This is a genomic window from Streptomyces sp. DSM 40868, assembly GCF_011820545.1.
GTDB classification, from domain to species: domain Bacteria; phylum Actinomycetota; class Actinomycetes; order Streptomycetales; family Streptomycetaceae; genus Streptomyces; species Streptomyces eurythermus.
Map to the genome: position 1 here is coordinate 6,925,353 of NZ_CP050504.1, position 21,190 is coordinate 6,946,542.

Sequence of the window (21,190 nt, forward strand, 5' to 3'; positions counted from 1 at the left end):
CGTAGAGTCGAGGACGACTGGTGCGACACACGGGCGGGAGGTGGCAGGACGGATGACGAGCGGAGCGGCCGCGGTGGCCGAGCACACGGAGGGTTCCCGGGAGACACGGGCCGGGCACCCGGCCTGGGTGCGCCTCGCGTGCGTCTATCTGCCCGCGCCCCTGCCCCGCGACGGCCGCCTCGCCTTCTGGGACCCCGCGGGCGACCCGCTGCCCCCGGCCCCCGAGGACACCGCCGAGGAGCTCACGGTCGTCCGCCGGCACGGTGCCGGGGCGCGCCGCCACCGGGTGACCGCGCTGACCCTGCCGCTCGCCGGGGCCCTGCCGCTGCTGGTGCGCGCCCGGCACGACCCGGCCGCCCACCCGGCCACCGCCGCCTGGGGCGCCGCCGCCCTGCACGCGCTGCGGCTCGTCGCCCGCGGCCGGCTGCTGCCCGGCCTGACCCCGGCCGGCCACGACGCCTGGCGGGCCGGCCCGCTGGAGCCCGACGACCTCGCCCACCTGCGCGCGATCGCCGCCGCCCTGCCCCCCGAGGGCCACGCCGTGCCCCTCCCCGGTCCCGGCGCGCTGCGGCTGCCCGAGCCCGAGGCCCTCGTCCGCTCCTTCCTCGACGCGGTCGCCGACACCCTGCCGCGCACCCCCGCCGCCCCCCACGCCTCCGGCCGGCCCTTCGCCGCCCGGGCACCCCAGAGCCTGCCCGCCGCCCAGGAGTGGGCGGCCGAGGTCGCCGCCGGGATGGACGCGGGCGTCCGCGTCTCGCTGCGCCTGGACCTGTCGGCGTACGACGTCTTCGACACCGGCACGAGCGAGGGCGCCCGCGCCGCCGGAGCCGCCGTCGTGCAGGTCCACAGCCTCGCCGACCCCACCCTGGTGGCCGACGCGGCCGCCCTGTGGGCCGGGGAGGCCGACCCGGCGTTCGGGCCCCGCGCGCGCGTGGACGCCGCCCTCGCCGTCCGGCGCGCCGCCCGGGTGTGGCCGCCGCTGGACCGCCTCGCCGAGCAGGACGTGCCCGATGTCCTCGCCCTGTCCGAGGACGAGCTGAACGACCTGCTCGGCGTCGCGGCGAGCCGGCTGGCCGCCGCCGGGGTCGCCGTGCACTGGCCCCGGGACCTCGCCCGCGACCTGACCGCCACCGCCGTGATCCGCCCCGCCCCCGGCTCCGCCACCGACGGCACCGGCTTCTTCGACAGCGCCGAGCTGCTCGGCTTCCGCTGGCAGCTGGCGCTCGGCGGCGACCCCCTCAGTGAGGCCGAGATGGACGCCCTCGCCGAGGCCCACCGCCCGGTCGTACGGCTCAGGGACCGCTGGGTGCTGGTCGACCCCGCGCTGGTCCGCAAGGCCCGCAAACGGGAACTGGGCCTGCTCGACCCGGTCGACGCGCTGTCCGTCGCCCTCACCGGCACCGCAGAGGTGGACGGCGAGACCGTCGAGGCCGTCCCCGTCGGCGCGCTGGCCGCCCTCCGCGACCGGCTCACCGCCGGTCTGAACCCCGCCACTCCACCCCCCGGCCTGAACGCCACCCTGCGCGACTACCAGCTGCGCGGACTGGCCTGGCTCGACCTGATGACCTCCCTCGGCCTCGGCGGCTGCCTCGCCGACGACATGGGCCTCGGCAAGACCGTCACCCTCATCGCCCTGCACCTGAAACGGGCCCGCACCGAACCGACCCTCGTGGTCTGCCCCGCCTCCCTCCTCGGCAACTGGCAGCGGGAGATCACCCGGTTCGCGCCCGGCGTCCCGGTCCGCCGCTTCCACGGCCAGGACCGCACCCTGGACGGCGTCGCCGGCGGCTTCGTCCTCACCACCTACGGCACGATGCGCTCCGCCGCCGCCCACCTCGCCGCACAGCCCTGGGGCATGGTCGTCGCCGACGAGGCGCAGCACGTGAAGAACCCGTACTCGGCCACCGCCAAGGCCCTGCGCACCATCCCCGCCCCCGCGCGCGTGGCGCTCACCGGCACCCCCGTGGAGAACAACCTCTCCGAGCTGTGGGCCCTGCTCGACTGGACCACCCCCGGACTGCTCGGCCCGCTGAAGTCCTTCCGCGCCCGGCACGCCCGCGCGGTGGAGAGCGGCGAGGACACGGAGGCGGCCGAACGCCTGTCCCGGCTGGTCCGGCCCTTCCTCCTGCGCCGCAAGAAGTCCGACCCGGGCATCGTGCCGGAGCTGCCGCCCAAGACCGAGACGGACCACCCGGTGCCGCTCACCCGGGAACAGGCCGCGCTGTACGAGGCGGTGGTGCGCGAATCGATGCTGGCCATCGAGACCGCCGAGGGCATGGCACGGCGGGGCCTGGTACTGAAGATGCTGGGCGCGCTCAAGCAGATCTGCGACCACCCGGCGCTGTATCTGAAGGAACGGCCGGACCCCGAGCGGACGGCAGCCCGCTCCGGCAAACTCGCCCTGCTCGACGAGCTGCTGGACACCCTGCTCGCCGAGGACGGCTCGGCACTCGTCTTCACCCAGTACGTCGGCATGGCCCGGCTGCTCACCGCCCATCTGTCCGCCCGCGCGATCCCGGTCGACCTGCTGCACGGCGGTACCCCGGTCGCGGAGCGCGAGCGCATGGTCGACCGCTTCCAGAGCGGCGAGACCCCGGTCCTTGTGCTGTCCTTGAAGGCCGCCGGCACCGGCCTGAACCTCACCCGCGCCGGCCATGTCGTCCACTTCGACCGCTGGTGGAACCCGGCGGTCGAGGAACAGGCGACCGACCGCGCCTACCGCATCGGCCAGACCCAGCCCGTCCAGGTCCACCGTCTGGTCACCGAGGGCACGGTGGAGGACCGCATCGCCGAGATGCTCGCCGCCAAGCGCGCCCTGGCCGACGCCATCCTCGGCTCCGGTGAGGCGGCCCTGACCGAGCTGACGGACCGCGAACTGTCCGACCTCGTCTCCCTGCGGAGGACGCCATGACGCCCCCCGGCCGCCCCCACCCCGCCGACGCGGCCCGCCGCGCCCTCCGGGAGGCCCGCCGACGGGCGGACACCGAACGGGAGGGCACGGCACCGGGTTCGGCAGAGGGGGAGGAGACGGCCGAGGGGCAGCCTGCGGCGCTGGGTTCGGTGGAAACCGGACCGGGAGGTGCGGGCTCCTCCGTGCGTACGGACGCGGGGGACGACAGCGACCTGGTGCGGGGAGCCGGGCCCGAGCCGGACGACGCCGGTTCCGGCGCGCGTACCGCAGCTGCCGTCGGCCGGCGTCCCGGTGATGTCGCCCGGGAGGCGCTGCGGGCGGCGCGACGGGAAGCGGCGCGCGCGGAGGCGGAGGCCGCCGGGTCGCCGCGCGAGCGGCGGGCGACCGGGCCGACCCGGTCCGCCGGGACGGGCACCTCGTCCCGCTCCGGGCAGGAGGCGGGGACCGCCCGGGCCAAGGCCGTACAGGACATGCGGCATTACCTGGCGACCGCCTTCCGGATGCCCTCGTGGACCGACACCGCCCAGGCCGACCCGGAGGACACGACCGACGGTGCCCTGGAGGACACCACCGACGGCGCTCCGGAAGGCACCGCTGCCGCTGCCGCTGCCGCTGCCGCTGCCGCTCCGCCCGCCGAGCCGGCCCCGGTGACGCGGGAGTCGGCGGAGAGGGGCCGTACGGCGGAGGCGGGCCGTGCGACGGGAACGGGCCGTTCGGTGGAAGCCAGCCCCTCGGCCGAAACCGGCCGTTTGGCGGGGACCGGCCGCTCGGCGGAAGCCGGCCCCTCGGTGGAGACCGGCCATGCGGCGGAGACCGGCCGTTCTGCGCAGACCGGGCCGACGGCCGGTGCTGCGGTGCGGTCGCCTTTCGGGGCCGGGACCATGGGTATGGGCACTCCCCACCGTGACGGTGAACTCCGCCGTACCTTCCCGGCGTTCCCCGCCCGGGAGGGTGGCGGTGCCGGGGAACCGTTCGCCGGCACCTGGTGGGGCAACGCCTGGGTCGGCGCGCTGGAGCGGGGCGCGCTGGACGCCAAGCGCCTGGCACGCGGCCGGGGTTACGCGGACCAGGGCCAGGTGGACGCCATCACCGTCACACCGGGACTGGTGCTGGCGTACGTACGGGGCAGCCGGCCCCGGCCGTACCGGGCGCAGGTACGGGTGCGGACCCTGGAGGACGCGGACTGGGAGCGGTTCCTGGACGCCGCCGCCGACCGGCCGGGGCATATCGCGGCGCTGCTCGACAAGGAGCTGCCCCAGTCGCTGGCCGACTGCGGTGTGCCGTTGCTGCCCGGCCCCGGTGACCTCGTGCCGCGCTGCAGCTGCCCGGACTCCGGTCACCCCTGCAAGCACGCCGCCGCCCTGTGCTACCAGACGGCTCGCCTGCTCGACGCCGATCCCTTCGTCCTCCTCCTGCTGCGCGGCCGGGGCGAGAAGGAGCTGCTCGACGCGCTGTCCCGGCGCAGCGCGGCCCGCGCGGCGCGCGCCGCGAGCGAACGGCAGCCGCGGACCCTGCCGGGCGTGCGAGCCGCCGATGCCCTGGCGCCCCGCCGACTCCCGCCTCTGCCGCAGCCCTTGCCGGTGCCGGCGCACCCCGAGCAGCCCCCTGTGTACCCCTCGGCGCCCGGCGGCCCGGACCCCTTCGCGCTGGACCAGCTGGCAACCGACGCCGCCGCGCGCGCCCACGCGCTGCTCGCCACCGGGCGCGATCCGGTCGGTGAACTGTCCCTGTGGCAGGACGCGGTGCGCCTGGCCGCGGCCCGTCCCGGTTCCGGACTGACCGCGGCGACCCGCACGCTGTACGCCACGCTCGCCGACGCCACCGGCCGTACGCCGGCCGATCTCGCGCGAGCCGTCGCGGCCTGGCGGCAGGGCGGGGAGGCGGGGCTGGCCGTCCTGGAGGAGCCGTGGGACCCGCCGGCCGGCCGTTTCGACCGGGCCCGCCCGCTGCTGCTCGCCGCCGACCTGCCGGCGTTCCGCCCCTGGCGCAACCGCCTCACCCATCCGCGCGGCCATGTCCAGCTGCGGCTGGGCCGCGACGGACTGTGGTACGCCTACGAGTCGGAGCCAGCCCGGGAGGACTGGTGGCCCCGCGGCACCCCGGACTCCGACCCGGTGGGCGCCCTGACCGGCCTCGCCCTACCCGAAGACCTCTGACCCCGCCCCATTTCGACATCCAGCCCAGCGCCGATGGCCTGCCGGGTCGTTCCTGGCTCCGGTCCGCCGGAGGTCCGTCGGCCTTGGTTGTCCGGTGGCGAGTCGCAAGGCCGTGTGTCCGGTTTGCCGGGTTGTTCGTGTCCCGGTCCCGCCCGGAGGTCATGCCAACGCCTCCGGCCACCCCGGCCGACGCTGACTCCGACACAACCCGGCGGCGTTGACCCTGGCTGCCCGGCGACCGACCGTCAGACCCTGCGCTCGATCCGCCGCGTTGTCGCTGACGCCAGCCTGCCGGACGGCCCTTGTCCCGGGCCTCCCGCCCGGCGACCGGCCCAACGACCCCCGTCCCCGTCCCCGGCCTGCCGGGTCTTCGGCAACTCTGACTTATCGGGCGCCCGTTGTGCCTGTGCCTGGCCGCCCGGCGACCAGCCGCGAGGCTCTGGCCCCGGTCCGTCGGAGACCCCCGGCCCCGGCCGCCCGTCCGCCCGGCCCGAGGGCACCCCCTGTCCCCGGGCCTGGTGGGCGGCTTCGGATTCCGGTGGGCCGGACGGCTCCTGACCAGGCCGCCCGGCCACCTCGTACCTCCGTCTGCGCGAAGCCGGCGGTACCGACGCTCCAACGCTCCGACCGTCCCGCCGCACCGCGCCCGGTACGTCGCAGTCGGGCCGTCGCCGGGTCGGCTCCCGTGCGGGTCCAGTCGGTGTGCGGGGTCAGGCCGTGGCCGGGTGGGTCGTCACCGCGCACTCGAAGACGAGCGCGTCGTGCTGCTCGACGGTCACCCGGACGCGGCCGTCGGCGGCTGTCTCGGCCGCGACCCACGCGGGCGCGTCCAGCTCCGCGTACCGGTGGAAGGCCGCGTCCAGGCCCGTGGCGAGGACCGGCTCCGGGCCGAGGTGGTGCTGGGCCGCCTGGCGGGCCGCCTCCAGGAGCAGCATGCCGGGAGCATGGTCGTTCGGGTGGTCGAAGATGATCGGGTGCAGGGTGTTCACCCGCAGCTGCCAGCGGCCGTCGGCGGCGCGGGGCGAGAGCACCACGTCGTGCGGGCGGTCCCGGCCGACGAGCCCGGGCTGGAGCGACGCCGGCAGTTCGACGGCCGCCGCCATGGCCCGCTCGGCGTCCGCGTAGGCCCCGCGCAGCCGCCGGTACAGCGCCCTGCTGTGCGAACTGAACGCGGTCGACGCCGTGCCGAGGTGCTGCCCCTCGCGGGTGGCGGTCACCTCCATCCGCATCCCGCGCAGCACACCGGCCCGCCGCTCGACGTCCTCGCAGCGGATGCTCAGTTCCACGTCGGCCGGGGTGAGCCCGGCGCGCAGCGCGGCCGGGTCCAGGGCGACGTGGAGATCACGCCATATCTGCTTGTGGTCCATGGGGGCGCCGAAGACCGCGTGGGACAGCAGCGGCACCGTCTGCCGCAGTGTCTCGCTGAACAGCAGCGGGTCGTGGAAGCCGGCGGCGGGCCCGTAGAAGGTGTGGGCGCGCGGCCACTGGGCCGTGACCGTGCAGGTGTCCGCGTCCGTCTGGCGCCAGCCGGTGAGGAAGACTTCGGTGACCACCGAGCGGTGGACGTACTCCTTGGGGACGGTTGTCGTCAATGTGGTCAGTCCGACGGGTGTGGTGGGCAGGGCGGCCTGGAAGTCCGTGATCATACTGTCGATGGGCGCAAACGTGGTCATCTTGCCTCTCCCCCTGGGCAGTCGAGGACGGAGTGCTACCGGAACGCAGGTCAAGCCGTGAACGGGACTGGGTGGAGCGCGGTTTGAGCTGAGCGGTGTACGACGGGCGCCACTGTACGGACTGACCGGTTTTTTTTCCAGCCTTTCCCGTCCGTCCCGGCAGGTGGCCGCCGGGCATGTCCGGGCGGGCGCGAACGCGTCGGACAACGCGCCGCCGAGCCCGGCGGACGAGCGCGGACGACGCTGTGCGCACGTGCTGCCTCCGCAGTCAACTCTGCACGCTCCCTTGGGAATTGCAGCCGGTCCCGGACATCCGCGCACGGCGGTCCGGCCCGCTCCGCGCGCCCGTGCGGACGACCGGAACCGGGTCCGGCCAGCCTACTCGGGGCCGGTCGCGGGTGACCCACCGGTGTGACGAGCAGGACACTGTACGTGGACGCCGGGTCCCGGGAACCGAGACGCCGGAACATGATCCATGGACTATCGGCGGCACCCATGTGAAGATCTCAACCGGTCGTCAGGTTTACTCGATTCGCTGTCCACGCGAAGCGCCGGCGGATCGCGGGAGGAGAGATGAATCCATGACCGAGCAGCTCGAGAAGCTCCGCATGGTCGCGCTCAACATCGACGGAGTCCTGCTGAACGACACGTTCAGCCCCGTCATCCACCACTTCGTCACGAGCCGGGGCGGCACCTACTCCGCCCACCTGGAGCGCCGCATCTTCTCCCAGCCGCAGGCGGTCGCGGGCAGGATCCTCGCCGAGGTGTGCGGCATGCGGACCTCCCCGATGGAGACGATCGCCGTCTACTTCGAGGACCGGGCGCGCTACCTCGCGGACCACCCGGTCCGCGTCCTCGACGGCGCGGCGGAACTGCTGCGCAGAATCCGCGCCCTGGGGCTGCGGACCGTCTGCTACGGCGGACTCGACGCCTCCCACTTCGAGCGCTACCTGGGTCACCTGACCGACCTGTTCGACGAACCCCGGTACGTGTGCACCAACGACATCCGTCCCGGCCTGTACGAGATCGCCGTCGACTTCGCCGGACTCGCCTGCGACGAGGTGCTGTTCGTGGACGACGTGGCCCGGGTCGCCGAGGCGGCCCGCGAGCTGGGCGCCCCGTTCATCGGGCACCCCAGCGACTTCGAGCACGGCTACCAGCGGCAGCTCATGGCGGAGACCGGCGCGCGTCACGTCGTCGGCTCGCTCGACGAGATCGACGACGCGCTGCTGCGTACGATCGACGCGGAGGCGCGGGCCGGCACCCTCTGGGCCGGCGCGCCCGGAAAGGCGGTGGCGTGACAGCGGAAGGCGGACTGCTCGCCGGCAAGGTCCTGCTGGTCACCGGGGCGAGCAGCGGCATCGGCGCCGCGACGGCCCGGGTGGGCGCGCGCAACGGTGCCAAGCTGGTGCTGATGGCCCGCCGGCTGCACCGACTGGAGGAGCTGGCGGCCGAGTTGCGGGACAAGGGCACCGAAGTCGCCTGCGCCGACGGCGATGTGACCAGCGCCGAGGACGTGGAGCGGGCGGTACGGCTCGCCGTCGACCGGTACGGCAGGCTCGACGCCGCGTTCAACAACGCCGGTACGACGACCGAACCGGCCCTGCTGCACGAGACGGACGACGCCGACTACGACGCGGTGCTCGACGTGAACGTCCGTGGCGTCTGGCTCTGCATGAAGCACGAGATCAGGGCCATGCTCGCGCACGGGACGGGCGGCGCGATCGTCAACAACAGCAGCATCGCCGGGGTCCGCGCGACCTCGCAGGGGGCGCCCTATGTGGCCGCCAAGCACGCCGTGCTCGGCCTGACCAAGTCGGCCGCGGCCCAGTACGCGGGGCACGGTATCCGGGTGAACGCGCTCGCCACCGGGCTGACCCGGACGGAGATGTCCGAGGGTGTCTTCGCCCGCGACCCGGCGGCCGAGGAGCGCATGCGCCGCCGCAATCCGCAGGGGAGAGTGGCCGATCCGGAGGAGGTGGCCCAGGTCGCGGTGTGGCTCTGCAGCGACCAGGCCAGCTTCGTCACCGGTGCCACCATGGCGGTGGACGGCGGCGCCGGAGCCTGGTGAGTCCCGGCGTCCGGCCAAGGGCGGCCCGGCTCGGCAGATTGGTAAAGTACCAATCATCTGGTTTCTTTTGTCTCCCGGCCTGCACCTCCGCAGGCCGGGATCAGGCATCCGCGTCAGCTCGGAGGGGGTGGCGTGGCGCGGACGAGAGGACTAACACATGGCACAGCAGTTGCGCGCGATCCGAACCCGTGGCGCGATCCTGAACGCGGCGGCGGAGGTCTTCGCGCAGCACGGCTACCACGGTGCCAGCATCGCGCAGATTCTCGAGAAGGCCCAGGTCACGCGAGGGGCTCTGTACTTCCACTTCGCTTCCAAGGAGCAGTTGGTCCAGGGCATCTTCGCCGAGCAGGTGACGGAACAGGGATATCCGCCGCGCACCTACAAGCTCCAGGAACTCGTCGACGAGGCCATGGCGCTGGCCTGCCGGCTGCCGCAGGAGATCATGCTGCGGGCCGGCGCCAAGCTGGCGATGGAGCCGCAGCTCCAGGAACTGACCGACGGGGGCCCCTGGGAGGCGTGGGCGCTGCGGTTCGCCTCCATGGTCCTGGCGGCCAAGGAGCACGGCGAGGTCTATCCGCACGTGGCGCCCGAGGAACTGGGCCGCTTCCTGGTCAGCTCCTGGGTCGGCGCCCAGATAGTCTCGGAGGTGACGTCCGGGTGGCAGGACCTGGAAGAGCGCATCTCCTCCATCTTCGCCTACACGCTGCCCAGCGTCGCGATGCCCGCGATCTTCGCGCAGCTCGACTTCGGACCGGACCGCGGCACCCGGGTGCTCGCCGAGATGCGCGCGGAGGACGCGGCGGCGCTGGTGGCGGAACCGGCGAGCTGACCCCACCGGGCCGGTCGGGTACGGGCTCCCGCACGAGGTGAGCCAAGACCCCGCTCCGGGTCGGCCAAGGTGCCGCGCCGGGTGAATCAATGTCTTGCCGGCGGAACCGGTGGGCGCGGCTCGGCCGGCCGGAGTCGCCGGGTCACGGGCCGGATGCGTACCGGCCGGCTCCGGTGTCCGGTGCGGGCCGGCGGACGTACCGGCTCCCCGCCGGCCGCCATCGGCGTGGACGTCCACCCGATGACGACCGGCTGTCGTTTCACCCACGGGCCGCGGCCGGCGCCCCTCTGCGTCAAGGGGAGGTCGACGTGAGCCGGTCGGCGAAGGCCGGCGAGGCCAGCGCGGGGAGCAGCAGTTCCCAGGCGTCGGTCAGCCAGGCCTCCCGGTCGCGGTCCGCGGGAACCGCCTCCTGATGGAGCGCGAGGGCCAGCGTCAGGTCCACGACGGACTCCACACCGGCGCCGGACCGCAGGCTCCCCTCCTCCCGCGCGCGCAGCACCGTCTGCCGGAGCACCGCGCGCCAGGCGAGCCGGCAGTCCATGGCCGCTCCCAGGGACGGTCCGCGCTCCCGGGCCAGCCTGAGGCCGGCCCGGGTCAGCGGGTCGGTCGCCAGCCGGCCGGCCAGCCCGCGCACCATGCCGCCCAGCGCCCGCAGGGCCGGGACCCCGGGATCGTCCAGGGCCTTCAGCTCGGCGCCGGAGCGCTCGCACGCCACGTACTGCACGGCGTCCGCGAGCGCCGACTTGCTGCTGAAGTGGAACGAGAGCGCGCCCTTGCTCACCGCCGCGCGGTCGCTGACCGTCGCCAGCGTGGTGCCCTCGTAGCCGTCGCGGTCGAATATCTGGGCCGCGGCCAGAAGCAGGGCGTTGCGGGTCTCTTCGGCCCTAACTTGCCTCATGCGGCGGACCCGTTTCGCAGCATATCCACCGTAACTCCGTTCGATGATCACTTGGTGACGGTCAGTCGTAACAGGACGGATATCCAGCTTGCCGCCGCATTCTGGCATGCCCATGGTGTCGCGCGTCGGCGGCGCGTCGTCCGTCGTATGCCCCGCCTCTTCCAGTGAAAGCGCAGTTCACATGGGTATCCCGAGTGCGTGCGGCCTTCTGGGGCTTCGATTGTCCAACGCTGGAACTCGTCTTGTAAACCGAACCCCCGGTTTGTATTGTCGCTGAACTCGCCTTCGGGCGCCCCCATTTGGCTGGATCCGTCCGATGTGAGGGCCCTCGCTCTCTCAGGGTTCGCATGGTCACCTGATCTTCGGCTCATAGAGTTGGGCCATGGCGAGTGAATTCAGTGATGCCTTCCTCCGCGAGGCCGAGCGGCATGCCGCATGGGGCGCCGTCCAGTTGCAGGCCCTGACCGCGTTCCTGCCCGAGGGGCCCTGGACCGCCGACCTGGCGGCATGCCGGTACCGGCAGGGCGACCTGGAACTGCGCGTGGGGGTGCTGGGCACGTACGACACCTCGGAGCAGTCCTGGATGTGGGGCTGGGCGAACCCGGGGCTGCGGGGCACGGAGGTGGTCTCCTCGTCCGCGGCCGTCGAGCGCTACGGGCGGGCGCACGGTATCACCGAACTGACCGAGGAGGTGCTGGACTTGTCGGGTTTCCCGGATCCGCGCCGGGCCGCCGAGACGCTCGCCTTCACCGGCATGGGGGTGGCGGGGGCACCCGGATACATAGGCGCTCCGGCCGGGCCGGCCACCCAGGTGTACTTCCTGCCCGACGACCCCCGGGTGCCGCGCGCCGCCCTGGACGCGGTCGCCCTGCCGCGGACGCTGCTCGACGGCGCGCGGCTGATCGGGCATTCGGCCCGGCACGTCGTCGGCGGGTACTTCGACCACCACGGCGTCCCGCACCGTACGGAGGGCGACCGGATCGTCGCCGAACTGCCCGGCGGCACGGCGGCCGAGGTCACCTTCGACGCGGCCGGACGGATCGCGGGAGTGCAGGCCCGGATCCTCCCGTGAGCCGGGCGTCACGGGCCCGGCCGCCGGGACCTGCCCGCCCCCGCCGGGGACGCGGCCCGGGTTCGTACCGGTGCCGGCCGCGCCGGAAAATCCCGGGCCCCGGCCCGGGTGGCCGTCGTACAGTCGGCGCATGCTCGATGAGGACGGGTACTTCGGGGAGTCCGTCGCGGCGTCGTACGACGAGTCGTCGGCGGAGATGTTCGATCCGCGGGTCGTGGAGCCCGCCGTGGATCTGCTCGCGGAGCTGGCCGGGGACGGCGGGCGGGCGCTGGAGTTCGGGATCGGGACCGGGCGGATCGCCCTGCCGCTCGCGGCGCGTGGGGTCGCGGTGCACGGCATCGACATGTCCCGGGCGATGGTGGACCGGCTGCGGGCCAAGCCCGGCGGGAACGGGATCGGTGTCACCATCGGGGACTTCGCGACCGCCCGGGTCGAGGGGACCTTCTCGGTCGCCTACCTCGTCTACAACACGATCATGAATCTGACCTCGCAGGACGCCCAGGTGGACTGCTTCCGCAACGCCGCCCGCCATCTGGAGCCCGGCGGCAGTTTCCTCGTGGAGGTGGACGTGCCCGACCTGCGGCGGCTGCCGCCCGGGCAGAACGCCGTGCCGTTCCGGGTGGACGAGGGGCGGCTCGGGTTCGACCTGTACGACGTGGCCGGCCAGCTCGTCAGCTCGCACCACGTCTCCGTCCGGGACGGCCGCGGTGAATACCAGGCCTTCCCGTTCCGCTACGTCTGGCCCGCCGAGCTGGACCTCATGGCCCGGCTGGCCGGGATGCGGCTGCGGGCGCGGTGGGACGGGTGGACGCGGGAGCCGTTCACCAGCGAGAGCCGCCAACACGTGTCCGTGTGGGAGAAGGCCGCGGACTGAGGCGCCGGCGACCCCGGGTCGTGGGATCACGGCCACACCGGCAGAGGAAAGACGGTGACCCGCCGGCCGGGACCGAGCGGTGTACCCGCTCCGCCCCGGCCGGACCCGGGGAGCCCCGGCCCCCCGGCCGGGGCTCCGCTCAGTGGTTGAAGGTCAGACGCGGTACCGCGTTGCGGGCCAGGGCGTGGGCCTGGTCGGGCCACCAGGCGCCGGCGGGCGGGTCGACGATGCCGTACTCGGGGTCGACCGTGCCGCCGGTGCCGCGCGTGCAGCTGCCGTCGGACTCGCCGGGGACCTTGATCCACAGGTAGGCGTCGACGAGCGGGACGCCGGTGTCGGCGGTGGGGCGCGGGCCGAGTCCCCGGCCGGGCGCGTTGCACCAGGGCTCCGGGTCGCCGCTGTACTTGCCCGGCTCCGGCGTCCAGGCACCGCGGCCGTTGCGGCTGGTGTCGATGACGAAGTGGCTCAGCTCGTCGGCCGGCGGCGTGCCCGCGTTCTGGTCATACCAGGCGTCGGTCCACCGCCAGGTGGCGGGGTCGGCGGAGGAGACGCTGTTGCCGGGGGTGCCGTCGTTCGGGGCGGCGGACGAGTAGTACTGGCCGGCGCAACAGTCGGCGTGGCCGCGAGCCCATTCGGGGCCCTCGGTGGCGAACCACATGCACTTGGCGACCCAGGTGCCGTACCGGGCGTTGTGGTCGGTGGGATGCATGTTGGACACGTTCAGCGAGAAGCCGTCGCCCTGGCGGACCCCGGCGTCCAGCAGCCGCTGGGCCATGTCGCCGACGGCCCGCCACTGGACGTTGCCGGCGTCCAGGTAGACGGCGGTACGCGGCCTGGCCTTCAGGGTCTTGACGGCGTAGGCGAGGTCGGCGAGGCGCGTGGCCGTGAGTTCACCGGTCGGGTCGGTGGCCGGTCCGCAGTCCCGGGGGAGCAGGGCCAGGCCGTCGGGTTCCACGACGACCGCCGCTGCGCGGTCGCCGATGCCGGCGGCGAAGGCGTCGATCCACTGCCGGTAGGCGGCGGAGGAGGCGGCTCCGCCGCTGGAGTACTGGGAGCAGTCCCGGCCCGGGACGTTGTACGCGACCAGTACGGGCGTCCGGTGCGCGGCGCCGGCCCGGCGGACCAGTGTGCCCACCTTGCCCCGTACCTCTTCGGGCGTGCCCTCGGTGAACCACGTGGCCTGTGGCCAGCTCGCGAGCCTGGCCATGTTCGCGGCGTTCCGCAGGTCGCCGTCGCGGAGGTCCACCAGGGCCTGCTCGGCGGCCTTGCCGTGCGGGTCCGCGTAGAACTTCGTGGCCGGGGTGAGTTCGCCCCGGGCCGGTGCCGCCTGTGCCGGCGTGGCGGTGAGCGCGGCGCAGGCGGCGAGCGCGGCGAGGACGGCGGCCGTGCCGCGTCTCAGGCTGCGTGCTGTCATGACTGCTCCTGGTCGATGGGTGGGTGGGGAGGCGGGCGGGCCGGATCAGTAGCCGTAGATCATCTTGTAGGCGACCTCGGGGAGGAACTGCCCGGCCGAGGAGCCGGTTCCGACACCGCAGTTGCCGTCGGACTCGCCCGGGGTCTTGATCCACAGGAGCATCTCGGCGCCTCCGCCCAGCTGGGTCGGGGTGCCGATGCGGCGGCCCGAGGGGTTGCACCACTGGCCGTTGGAGCCGTTGCCGTTGCGGCTGGTGTCCACGACGAACGGCTTGGTGTACCCGTAACGGCGGCTCAGTTCGCTGTTGACGGCGTTGCCGTAGGCGGTGTTCTCGGCCGTGGTGAAGTAGTTGGAGATGTTGAGCGAGAAGCCGTGGGCCTGGCGGAGGCCGGCGTCGTTGAGGCGCTGGGCCATGGTCGCCGCGCTCGCCCAGCCCGGGTTGCCGGCGTCCAGGTAGACCCAGGTGTTGGGGGCCTGGCGGCTGAACTGGGTGAGGGCGCCGGTGAGCATGGACTGGCGCTCGGCGATCTGGGCCTGCGTCATGCAGCCGTAGTCCCCGAGGGAGTCCGGTTCGAGGAGTACGACGGCGGGGCGGCCGGCGATGCCGCCGGCGAACTGGGAGATCCAGGTGGCGTAGGCGGACGCCGAGGAGGCGCCGCCGGCGGAGTGCCCACCGCAGTAGTCGCGGTTGTAGATGTTGTAGGCGACGAGGAGGGGCAGTTTGTCCTTGGCGTCCGCGGCCCCCGCGTAGGCCCCCGCGGCGGTGCCGATGCTGCCGCTCCAGGAGCCGAACCAACGGGCCATCGGGGTGTTCGCGATCGCGGAGTTGATCGCGGAGGCCCGGCCGTCGCCCGGGTTGGCGGCGACCCACCGTTTCGCACTGGAGTCGGGGTCCGTGTAGAACCCGCTGGTCATGGTGGTCGGGTCGGCCGCGTGGGCGGACGGGGCGACGGCGAACGCCAGCGGCAGGGCGAACAGGCCTGCCACCAGGGCGCGGATTCTGCGGCGCATGGACGGTACCTCGGTTTCCTGGCAAGGGAAGCGCGCACGCCCTCGTCCCGGGCGTGCGACGCGCTGAGGAAGTGCGGTGGTACGACACCCCGTTGGGAGCGCTCCCATTGGAAGCGGTCCCATGGCGCCGTGCGGCCTACGGGGTGTGGTGGGTAATCGTGTGGCGGGCCGCCGGAGCTGTCAAGAGCCGCCGCAGCTCCCGCAGTTCACAGCCGTTCCCGGCCCTTCACGGGACGTGTCCGAGGCTCTAGAGTCCTCGACGTGTTCCAGGTCCTGGAGCCCTGGACGTGTCCAGGCTCCGGGGCCTTGGAACTGGAAGCGGTTCCAGTCTCGTCCAGCGCTCCCGGTCCCCGGGCCCGGACGCCTCCGCAGTGAAAGGCCGAAGAGTGATGGCAGAGGGTGCGCCGCGTCGGCAGCCGACGCTCGACGAGGTGGCCGAACGCGCCGGTGTCTCCCGCTCCGTGGCCTCCCGCGCGCTCAACAACGCCCCGCACGTCAGCCGCGCCAAACGCGAGGCCGTCGAACGGGCCGTGCGGCAACTCGGCTACGTGCCCAATCCCACCGCGCGCGCCCTGGCGACCCGGCAGACGGGAGCCGCCGCCCTGGTCATCTCGGGAGAGGACCCGTCGATCTTCGCGGATCCGTTCTTCGCCCAGGTGATCGTGGGGGCGTCGGCCGCCCTGGAGGAGGCCGGCCTGCACCTGATGCTGTGCCTGGCCGCCTCCGAGCGGGGCCGCGAGCGGGTGGCGGCACTCGTGCGGGGCAAGGGCGCCGACGGCGTCATGCTGATGGCGCTGCGCGAGGGCGACCCGCTGGCCGGGCTGGCCGAGGAGGCCGAGATGCCGGTGGTGTTCGGCGGCCGCCCGGTCGGCGCCATGCCCCGGTGGTACGTGGACGCCGACAACACCGGCGGGGCGCGCGAGGCGACCGAGTACCTCCTCTCCCGCGGCCGCAGGCGCGTCGCCACGATCTGCGGGCGGCTGGACACCGAGGCCGGACGCGCCCGGTACCGCGGCTACCGGGACGCCATGCTGGGCGCCGGCATCGACCCCCTGCCGCCCCGGGAGGCCGATTTCACCGAGGCCGGCGGGGCCGCCGCCATGGCGGCGCTGCTGGCGGAACACGGCGACGTCGACGGGGTGTTCGCGGCCAACGACAACATGGCGGTGGGGGCGCTGCGCACGCTGCGCGAGGCCGGCCGGGCGGTCCCCGCCGAGGTCGCGGTGGTCGGTTTCGACGACCTCGCCGTGGCGCGGGTCGCCGATCCGCCCCTCACCACCGTCCATCAGCCCATCACGGCGCTCGGCCGGGAGATGGCGCGCATGCTCGTCGCGCTCGTGGGCGGGCAGGACCCCACGCCGCTGATCCTCCCCACCCGCCTGGTCGTCCGCGCGAGCGCCTGACGGCTCCGGCCCGCCATCGGGGGCCGGTCAGGGCGTGGACAGCTCGAACCGCGTGACGCGGACCGCGCCGCCGAGTGCCTGCGTGGCGTGATTGAAGAGCGCGAACCGGTACCCCATGAAGAACCGCCAGTCGTTGCCCATCGTGAAGTCCGGCCCGAGACGGGTGAAGTTCGTGCCGTCGGTGCTGTACGAGAAGGTGCCGGGGCGTGGCGCGCCGGGGCGGATGTCGGCGCTCGCGCGCAGCCAGATCCGGCTTCCGGAGACGGGCGCGCTCGCGAGTTCGGTGCCGGTGCCGGTGGTGTTCCAGTTGGTGTCCATGGTCAGTCCGCCGACCCTCGCGATCCGGGTGACGCCGCCGTCGCGCTTGAGGCCGATCCACGCCGAGGAGTCACGCAGCAGCGCGAGTCCGGCGCGGTCGCCGTCCCGCATCGCGGAGTGGTCGAGCTGGACCGTGGCCGTGGAGGTGGGGCCCTGGATGCGGTGGGTGAGGGTGTTGCGGGCCCAGTAGAGGTCGTTGGTGACGGTCGCCGTCCGCAGCGTGAGGCCGTTGCCGGCCGACCACTTGGTGTTGTCCGGGTTGTGGTTCCACTCCCACCTCGGGGAAAGGGCGGTGCTGCTGAAGGTGTCGACGCCGGTCATGGGGGTGACCGGGCGGGGCGGAGCGGGGACGGCCGGGCTGGGATAGGTGGTGCCCCAGGCGCCGTTGACCAGTTGGACGACGGGCCAGCCGTCCGAGGTCCAGGTGACCGGCGCCAGCGCGGGCATCCGGCCGCCGGGGTAGGCGTCGACGAAGGCCAGGTAGTACCAGGCGCCGTTCTGGGTCTGCACCAGCCCGCCCTGGTGCGGGACGCCGCCGCCGGGGATCGGCCCGCGCAGGTCGAGGAGGACCTGCCGCATGGTGTACGGGCCGAAGGGGCCACCGGACGACTTCAGGATGTACTGACCGTTCGCGGGCCGGGTCAGGAAGATGTAGTACTGGCCGTTGATCTTGTAGAAGCGGGAGCCCTCGAGGGTGCCGACGCTGGACGGTGTGGTGAACACCTGCTGCGTACGGACCTGGGTGCGGCCGTCGGGCGACAGCTGGGCCACGTTGATGGTGGTGTTCCCGTACGCCACGTACATGGTGTCGTCGGTGTCGACGAGCAGCCCCGCGTCGTAGTAGGCCGTGCCGATCGTCGTGAGCCGGCTCCAGGGCCCCTCGGCGGCGGTGGCCGTGTAGACGTACGTCTTCGCGAAGTCGATCTGGCCGAGCCAGTAGAAGGTCCTGTTGCTCGGCCGGTAGGCCAGCGACGACGCCCAGATGCCGCGGACGTAGCCGCGGCCGCCGGTCAGGTCGTACTTGGTGCCGAAGTCGAGGACGGGCACCGAGTGACCGGCGATCTCCCAGTTCACCAGGTCGTACGAGCGCAGGACGGGCGCGCCCGGCGAGTAGTGCATGGTCGAGGCCGAGGCGTAGTAGGTGTCACCCACGCGGATGACGTCGATGTCCGCGAAGTCCTGCCAGATCACCGGGTTGGTGTAGGTGGCGGCGGAGGAGGCGGCGGCGTCGGGGGCCGTCCCGCCCAGCGGGAGGGCGGCACCGGCGGCCAGACCGGTGGCGGCCGTCAACGCGCGGCGACGGGACAGTGGTTGGTGCGGCCATGACGGAACCATGGGCGTACTCCTTGCGGCTCGGCCGTTGCGGGGGGCGTTACCTGGAGGTGCCTTGCTTGGAACGACGCCGGAGGTTCGACATCCCGAACATCGGTCGACACACCGGCATCTGGATGATCGAGGGGCGGTGCACCCGCGTCAATCCCCCTCGCAGGATTCGCTCAGGCCGTCGAAACATTCGCGTATCTCCGCTGCCTGGCGTTGACCGTCGGCGGCGAGCGTCGCTCATCGGCCCGTGGAGAGGGTGGCGCCCGTAACACGACGGAGCTCCGCAAAACCCAGGTGGTGCCACCGCGGACGTCCGTGACGATGCCACGCCGGCCGGCGTCCTCGTCATGTCACCGCCGTCGGCGCCGATGATCCTCGCACCGGTCATTTCGAGGGCACCGCCGCCGAGGCTTCGCAGGACAGTAAGTTTCCCGCGACTTCGCCGAACGTTCCGCTTCAGTGGTAACTCCGGGGGAGGCAGAGGGGTGGTGTTCCCGCACGGTGTCTCCCACAGCCCGCATATCTCGCGAACGGCGAAGACTTCGGCTCTGCCGTCCCACCCTGAGTAATACCGCACACGTTTGTTCACGGGTATCGACCCAGGTGTCCCGCGGGAGTACCGAAGTTTCTTCCGCCCCGCGCCCGACCCGAACTCCGGTGTGTTTCTCTTCTCCCTCCGCTTACGGCCCCGGCATCAGCACCAGCGCACCCGCGCCACCGCCATGACGCGCTCGACGAGATCGGCTTGGCGTACGGCGTCGGCGTGGTGCTGTGTGAGCCGGCCGGGACCCTCGCGGACAGCCAGTACGAAGTCCCGGACGAGGTTGGCGAATTGCGCGTCCGGCGGCAGGTCGACGATGTCCAGGGCGTCCTGCCGGTGGATCTCCACACGTGGCCGGTGGGTCTCGGGCGGGGTGAAGGCACGGTCCAGGCGCAGGCGGCCGGCCGTGCCGAAGAGGGTGTACTCCGAGCGGTAGGCGTGCTCCATGCCGAAGGCCAGCTCGGCCACGACGCCGTGCGGTGTGGTGAGCAGCACGTGGCCGGAGACCACCACGTTCCGGCGCCGCTCCCGACGCAGGACCGCGCCGGCCGCGTGCAGGTCGGGGCCCAGGAAGTGCAGTGCCGCCCGCAGGGGGTAGATCCCGATGTCGAGCAGGGCGCCTCCGCCCACGTCGGGCTGGTACCGGATGTCGCCCTCCGGCTTCGGCGGGATCGTGAACGCCGCGGACAGCGAGCGCAGTTCGCCGATCGTCCCGTCCCGCAGGAGGTCCGTGACGGTGCCGTGCTGTGCGTGGTGCAGCGACGTGAAGTTCTCCATCAGGACCAGGCCGCGGGAGCGTGCCAGGGCGATCAGGTCCTCGGCTCCGGAGCGGGTCGCGGTCAGCGGCTTCTCCACCAGGACGTGCCTGCCCCGCAGCAGCGCCGCCTCCACCCAGGGCGTGTGCACCATCACCGGCAGCGGGACGTACAGCGCGTCGATGTCGTCGCGGTCCAGCAGCGCCTGGTGGCCCGGGACCGCCTCGCACCCGAACGCCGCGGCGAAACGGGCGGCGCGGGCCGTGTCCCGGCTGGAGACCGCGACCACGGTGACGTCCGGGTGGGCGAGCAGCGCGGGCACGGTGCGGCGCAGGGCGATGTCGGCGGCACCCAGCACACCGAAGCGCAGACGGGGGGAGGGCATGGGGTTCCCTTCGGGGTGCTCAGCTCAGGGCCTGGATGCAGGCGACGAGGCTGCGCGCCTCCACGTTGACATAGTTGCTGTGGTGCAGCAGGGCGAGGATCTGGTGCAGGGTGAGCCAGCGGAAGTCGCGGGGCACCTCGACCGGGAAGTCGTCCTCGGCCTCCACCACGACGTAGCGGTTCTCCGCGTGGTGGAAGCGGCCGCCCTCCTCCGACTGGAGGGTGTCGTAGCGGATGCGTCCGGGATCGGCCGACAGCACGTAGTCGAGGTAGGCGGGCCGGTACTCGGCGGGCACCGCACGGTAGTTGAGCGGGCGGCACTGCACGGTCGGTGCCATCTCCGGGCCGTTGAGCAGGCCGGCTTCGGTGCGGGCGTGCAGCAGGACGTGGAGGACGCCGCGGATCCGCCTGGTGACGAAGGCGGCCAGACCGGGGCCGACGGGGGCCAGCAACGGCTGGCTCCACGAGGACACCTCCCGGCTGCTGGCCCGGACGCTCACCCCGATGACCCGGAAGTAGTCGCCGTCCTTGTGCGCGATGGCGTGGTCGTCACGCCGCCAGCCGCTGAACGCGGTCTCCTCCAGCGGCACCCGCTGCTGCACCAGTTCCCGCCGGGACCGCTCGTCGGTCAGCCAGCCGAGGATCTCGCCCATGGTGTGCAAGGCGGTGGCACCCCGGGTGAGGGACCGCGTGACCGCGGCGGCGAAGGGAGCCGCGGGCGCCGGCGGCTGCCGGCCGTCCGGTGCCGGATCCGGGGGAAGGCAGGACAGCACCGTGCGGGTGTCCATGTTCACCAGATGCGGCCTCAGCAGCAGCTTCCGCAGCCCGCCGAGGCTGATCCAGTGGAAGTCGTCGTCGAGGGGCACGTCGTCCAGGGCCTCGACCACCATGTTCCGGTTCCGCTTGTGCAGGAACCAGGAGCCCTGCTCGGATTGGAGGACGTCCGCGAGGACCCGACCGCGCCCGCGGGGGGACGCGAAGTACTCCAGGTATCTGACACCGCCGCCGCGGTGGACGCGGGTGTAATTGCTGCGAGTGGCCTGGACGGTGGGGGAGAGCTGAAGGCCGCCGATATTACCCGGTTCGTTCTTTGCCTGCACCAGGACGTGCAGGATGCCGTCGAACCTCTTGACCAGGAGGCCGAGAATGCCTATCTCCGGTTGCACGATAATGGGCTGGGTCCAGCTTCCGAACCAGCAGTGGTCCGTGCGTACCCGGAGTCCTTCGATGGAGAAGAAACGACCGCTGGTATGTCGGAGGTTCCCCGTGTTCTCGTCGAATTGCCACCCCGATAACTCCCTGAACGGTACGTGTTCCACCGTCAGGCGATTGGCCCGGCGGCGCGCGTCCAACCAGGACAGAAACGCGCAGGTCGAGGAGACTTCACTGCCGGCCGTCGGTACCGATCCCATTGCTTCGCTCATCGCGGGAATTCCCCATATCATTGTGATCCAGGACGGCGCCGAACCCGGCCGCTTCCGCGATTCCCATAGGGAGGCGGGTCACCGGATTCGGAAAGACGCTCGCAGAAGGATGTCGACTCGGGATTTCGTGACA

The 21,190-nt window shown here is 73.0% G+C and carries 15 protein-coding genes; 8 read left to right on the forward strand and 7 right to left on the reverse strand.

Annotated elements, in window-relative coordinates; translation table 11 throughout:
* The first annotated feature begins 52 nt into the window (after positions 1-52).
* Together HB370_RS31490 and HB370_RS42090 are read left to right on the forward strand one after the other, a co-directional pair.
* Positions 53-2,911: a DEAD/DEAH box helicase gene (locus HB370_RS31490; protein WP_030778102.1), complete on the forward strand. Its 2,859-nt coding sequence runs from the start codon at positions 53-55 to the stop codon at positions 2,909-2,911.
* Positions 2,908-5,067 carry an SWIM zinc finger family protein gene (locus HB370_RS42090; protein WP_244405700.1) on the forward strand — a complete coding sequence of 720 codons (2,160 nt, stop codon included), beginning with the start codon at positions 2,908-2,910 and terminating at the stop codon, positions 5,065-5,067. Before HB370_RS31490 ends, HB370_RS42090 begins: the two co-directional genes overlap by 4 nt.
* A 710-nt stretch (positions 5,068-5,777) precedes the next feature.
* On the opposite strand, the gene HB370_RS31500 is transcribed toward HB370_RS42090, so the two are convergent.
* Positions 5,778-6,740: a ScbA/BarX family gamma-butyrolactone biosynthesis protein gene (locus HB370_RS31500; RefSeq protein ID WP_051815406.1), complete on the reverse strand. Its 963-nt coding sequence runs from the start codon at positions 6,738-6,740 to the stop codon at positions 5,778-5,780.
* A 581-nt stretch (positions 6,741-7,321) separates the two neighbouring features.
* Here HB370_RS31500 and HB370_RS31505 point away from each other — a divergent pair.
* The 3 genes from HB370_RS31505 to HB370_RS31515 all read left to right on the forward strand — a co-directional run bounded on the left by HB370_RS31505 (position 7,322) and on the right by HB370_RS31515 (position 9,640).
* A complete protein-coding gene (locus tag HB370_RS31505; RefSeq protein ID WP_030778107.1) occupies positions 7,322-8,041 on the forward strand; it encodes a hypothetical protein in 720 nt (239 codons plus the stop codon).
* Positions 8,038-8,811 (forward strand): glucose 1-dehydrogenase, encoded by a 774-nt coding sequence (locus HB370_RS31510; protein WP_030778109.1) that lies wholly within the window; start codon positions 8,038-8,040, stop codon positions 8,809-8,811. The genes HB370_RS31505 and HB370_RS31510 overlap by 4 nt, the downstream gene beginning before the upstream one ends.
* A gap of 157 nt (positions 8,812-8,968) precedes the next feature.
* Entirely contained in the window at positions 8,969-9,640 is a 672-nt protein-coding gene (locus tag HB370_RS31515) for a ScbR family autoregulator-binding transcription factor (RefSeq protein WP_030778111.1), read from the forward strand.
* A gap of 292 nt (positions 9,641-9,932) precedes the next feature.
* Here HB370_RS31515 and HB370_RS31520 read toward each other — a convergent pair whose 3' ends face one another.
* Positions 9,933-10,538 carry a TetR/AcrR family transcriptional regulator gene (locus tag HB370_RS31520; RefSeq protein ID WP_051815407.1) on the reverse strand — a complete coding sequence of 202 codons (606 nt, stop codon included), beginning with the start codon at positions 10,536-10,538 and terminating at the stop codon, positions 9,933-9,935.
* Positions 10,539-10,920: 382 nt separating this feature from the next.
* On the opposite strand from HB370_RS31520, the gene HB370_RS31525 reads away from it, so the two are divergent.
* Together HB370_RS31525 and HB370_RS31530 are read left to right on the forward strand one after the other, a co-directional pair.
* The gene (locus HB370_RS31525) at positions 10,921-11,610 is read left to right on the forward strand and encodes a DUF6882 domain-containing protein (protein WP_030778115.1); all 690 of its coding nucleotides are present in this window, start codon (positions 10,921-10,923) and stop codon (positions 11,608-11,610) included.
* A gap of 130 nt (positions 11,611-11,740) precedes the next feature.
* Positions 11,741-12,484, forward strand: a complete 744-nt coding sequence (locus HB370_RS31530) for a class I SAM-dependent methyltransferase (protein ID WP_030778117.1) — start codon at positions 11,741-11,743, stop codon at positions 12,482-12,484.
* A gap of 139 nt (positions 12,485-12,623) precedes the next feature.
* Here HB370_RS31530 and HB370_RS31535 read toward each other — a convergent pair whose 3' ends face one another.
* Entirely contained in the window at positions 12,624-13,898 is a 1,275-nt protein-coding gene (locus HB370_RS31535) for a glycoside hydrolase family 6 protein (RefSeq protein WP_030778118.1), read from the reverse strand.
* 45 nt (positions 13,899-13,943) lie between these two features.
* Positions 13,944-14,909 (reverse strand): glycoside hydrolase family 6 protein, encoded by a 966-nt coding sequence (locus tag HB370_RS31540; RefSeq protein WP_030778120.1) that lies wholly within the window; start codon positions 14,907-14,909, stop codon positions 13,944-13,946.
* A 389-nt stretch (positions 14,910-15,298) separates the two neighbouring features.
* Here HB370_RS31540 and HB370_RS31545 point away from each other — a divergent pair, with 389 nt between their 5' ends.
* Positions 15,299-16,312 (forward strand): LacI family DNA-binding transcriptional regulator, encoded by a 1,014-nt coding sequence (locus HB370_RS31545; protein WP_030778122.1) that lies wholly within the window; start codon positions 15,299-15,301, stop codon positions 16,310-16,312.
* A 27-nt stretch (positions 16,313-16,339) separates the two neighbouring features.
* Here HB370_RS31545 and HB370_RS31550 read toward each other — a convergent pair whose 3' ends face one another.
* The 3 genes from HB370_RS31550 to HB370_RS31560 all read right to left on the reverse strand — a co-directional run bounded on the left by HB370_RS31550 (position 16,340) and on the right by HB370_RS31560 (position 21,078).
* Entirely contained in the window at positions 16,340-17,965 is a 1,626-nt protein-coding gene (locus HB370_RS31550) for a glycoside hydrolase 43 family protein (RefSeq protein ID WP_037700668.1), read from the reverse strand.
* 682 nt (positions 17,966-18,647) lie between these two features.
* Positions 18,648-19,634, reverse strand: a complete 987-nt coding sequence (locus HB370_RS31555; RefSeq protein WP_030778130.1) for a Gfo/Idh/MocA family oxidoreductase — start codon at positions 19,632-19,634, stop codon at positions 18,648-18,650.
* Positions 19,635-19,653: 19 nt separating this feature from the next.
* Positions 19,654-21,078, reverse strand: a complete 1,425-nt coding sequence (locus HB370_RS31560; protein WP_078637390.1) for an NDP-hexose 2,3-dehydratase family protein — start codon at positions 21,076-21,078, stop codon at positions 19,654-19,656.
* Positions 21,079-21,190: the final 112 nt, after the last annotated feature.

What these genes read in the sequence shown, in the direction of transcription:
- HB370_RS31490 (WP_030778102.1), top strand. Translation starts at nt 53, where the DNA reads ATGACGAGCGGAGCGGCCGCGGTGGCCGAGCACACGGAGGGTTCCCGG.
- HB370_RS42090 (WP_244405700.1), top strand. Translation starts at nt 2,908, where the DNA reads ATGACGCCCCCCGGCCGCCCCCACCCCGCCGACGCGGCCCGCCGCGCC.
- HB370_RS31500 (WP_051815406.1), bottom strand. Translation starts at nt 6,740, where the DNA reads ATGACCACGTTTGCGCCCATCGACAGTATGATCACGGACTTCCAGGCC.
- HB370_RS31505 (WP_030778107.1), top strand. Translation starts at nt 7,322, where the DNA reads ATGACCGAGCAGCTCGAGAAGCTCCGCATGGTCGCGCTCAACATCGAC.
- HB370_RS31515 (WP_030778111.1), top strand. Translation starts at nt 8,969, where the DNA reads ATGGCACAGCAGTTGCGCGCGATCCGAACCCGTGGCGCGATCCTGAAC.
- HB370_RS31520 (WP_051815407.1), bottom strand. Translation starts at nt 10,538, where the DNA reads ATGAGGCAAGTTAGGGCCGAAGAGACCCGCAACGCCCTGCTTCTGGCC.
- HB370_RS31525 (WP_030778115.1), top strand. Translation starts at nt 10,921, where the DNA reads ATGGCGAGTGAATTCAGTGATGCCTTCCTCCGCGAGGCCGAGCGGCAT.
- HB370_RS31530 (WP_030778117.1), top strand. Translation starts at nt 11,741, where the DNA reads ATGCTCGATGAGGACGGGTACTTCGGGGAGTCCGTCGCGGCGTCGTAC.
- HB370_RS31535 (WP_030778118.1), bottom strand. Translation starts at nt 13,898, where the DNA reads ATGACAGCACGCAGCCTGAGACGCGGCACGGCCGCCGTCCTCGCCGCG.
- HB370_RS31540 (WP_030778120.1), bottom strand. Translation starts at nt 14,909, where the DNA reads ATGCGCCGCAGAATCCGCGCCCTGGTGGCAGGCCTGTTCGCCCTGCCG.
- HB370_RS31545 (WP_030778122.1), top strand. Translation starts at nt 15,299, where the DNA reads ATGGCAGAGGGTGCGCCGCGTCGGCAGCCGACGCTCGACGAGGTGGCC.
- HB370_RS31550 (WP_037700668.1), bottom strand. Translation starts at nt 17,965, where the DNA reads ATGGTTCCGTCATGGCCGCACCAACCACTGTCCCGTCGCCGCGCGTTG.
- HB370_RS31555 (WP_030778130.1), bottom strand. Translation starts at nt 19,634, where the DNA reads ATGCCCTCCCCCCGTCTGCGCTTCGGTGTGCTGGGTGCCGCCGACATC.
- HB370_RS31560 (WP_078637390.1), bottom strand. Translation starts at nt 21,078, where the DNA reads ATGATATGGGGAATTCCCGCGATGAGCGAAGCAATGGGATCGGTACCG.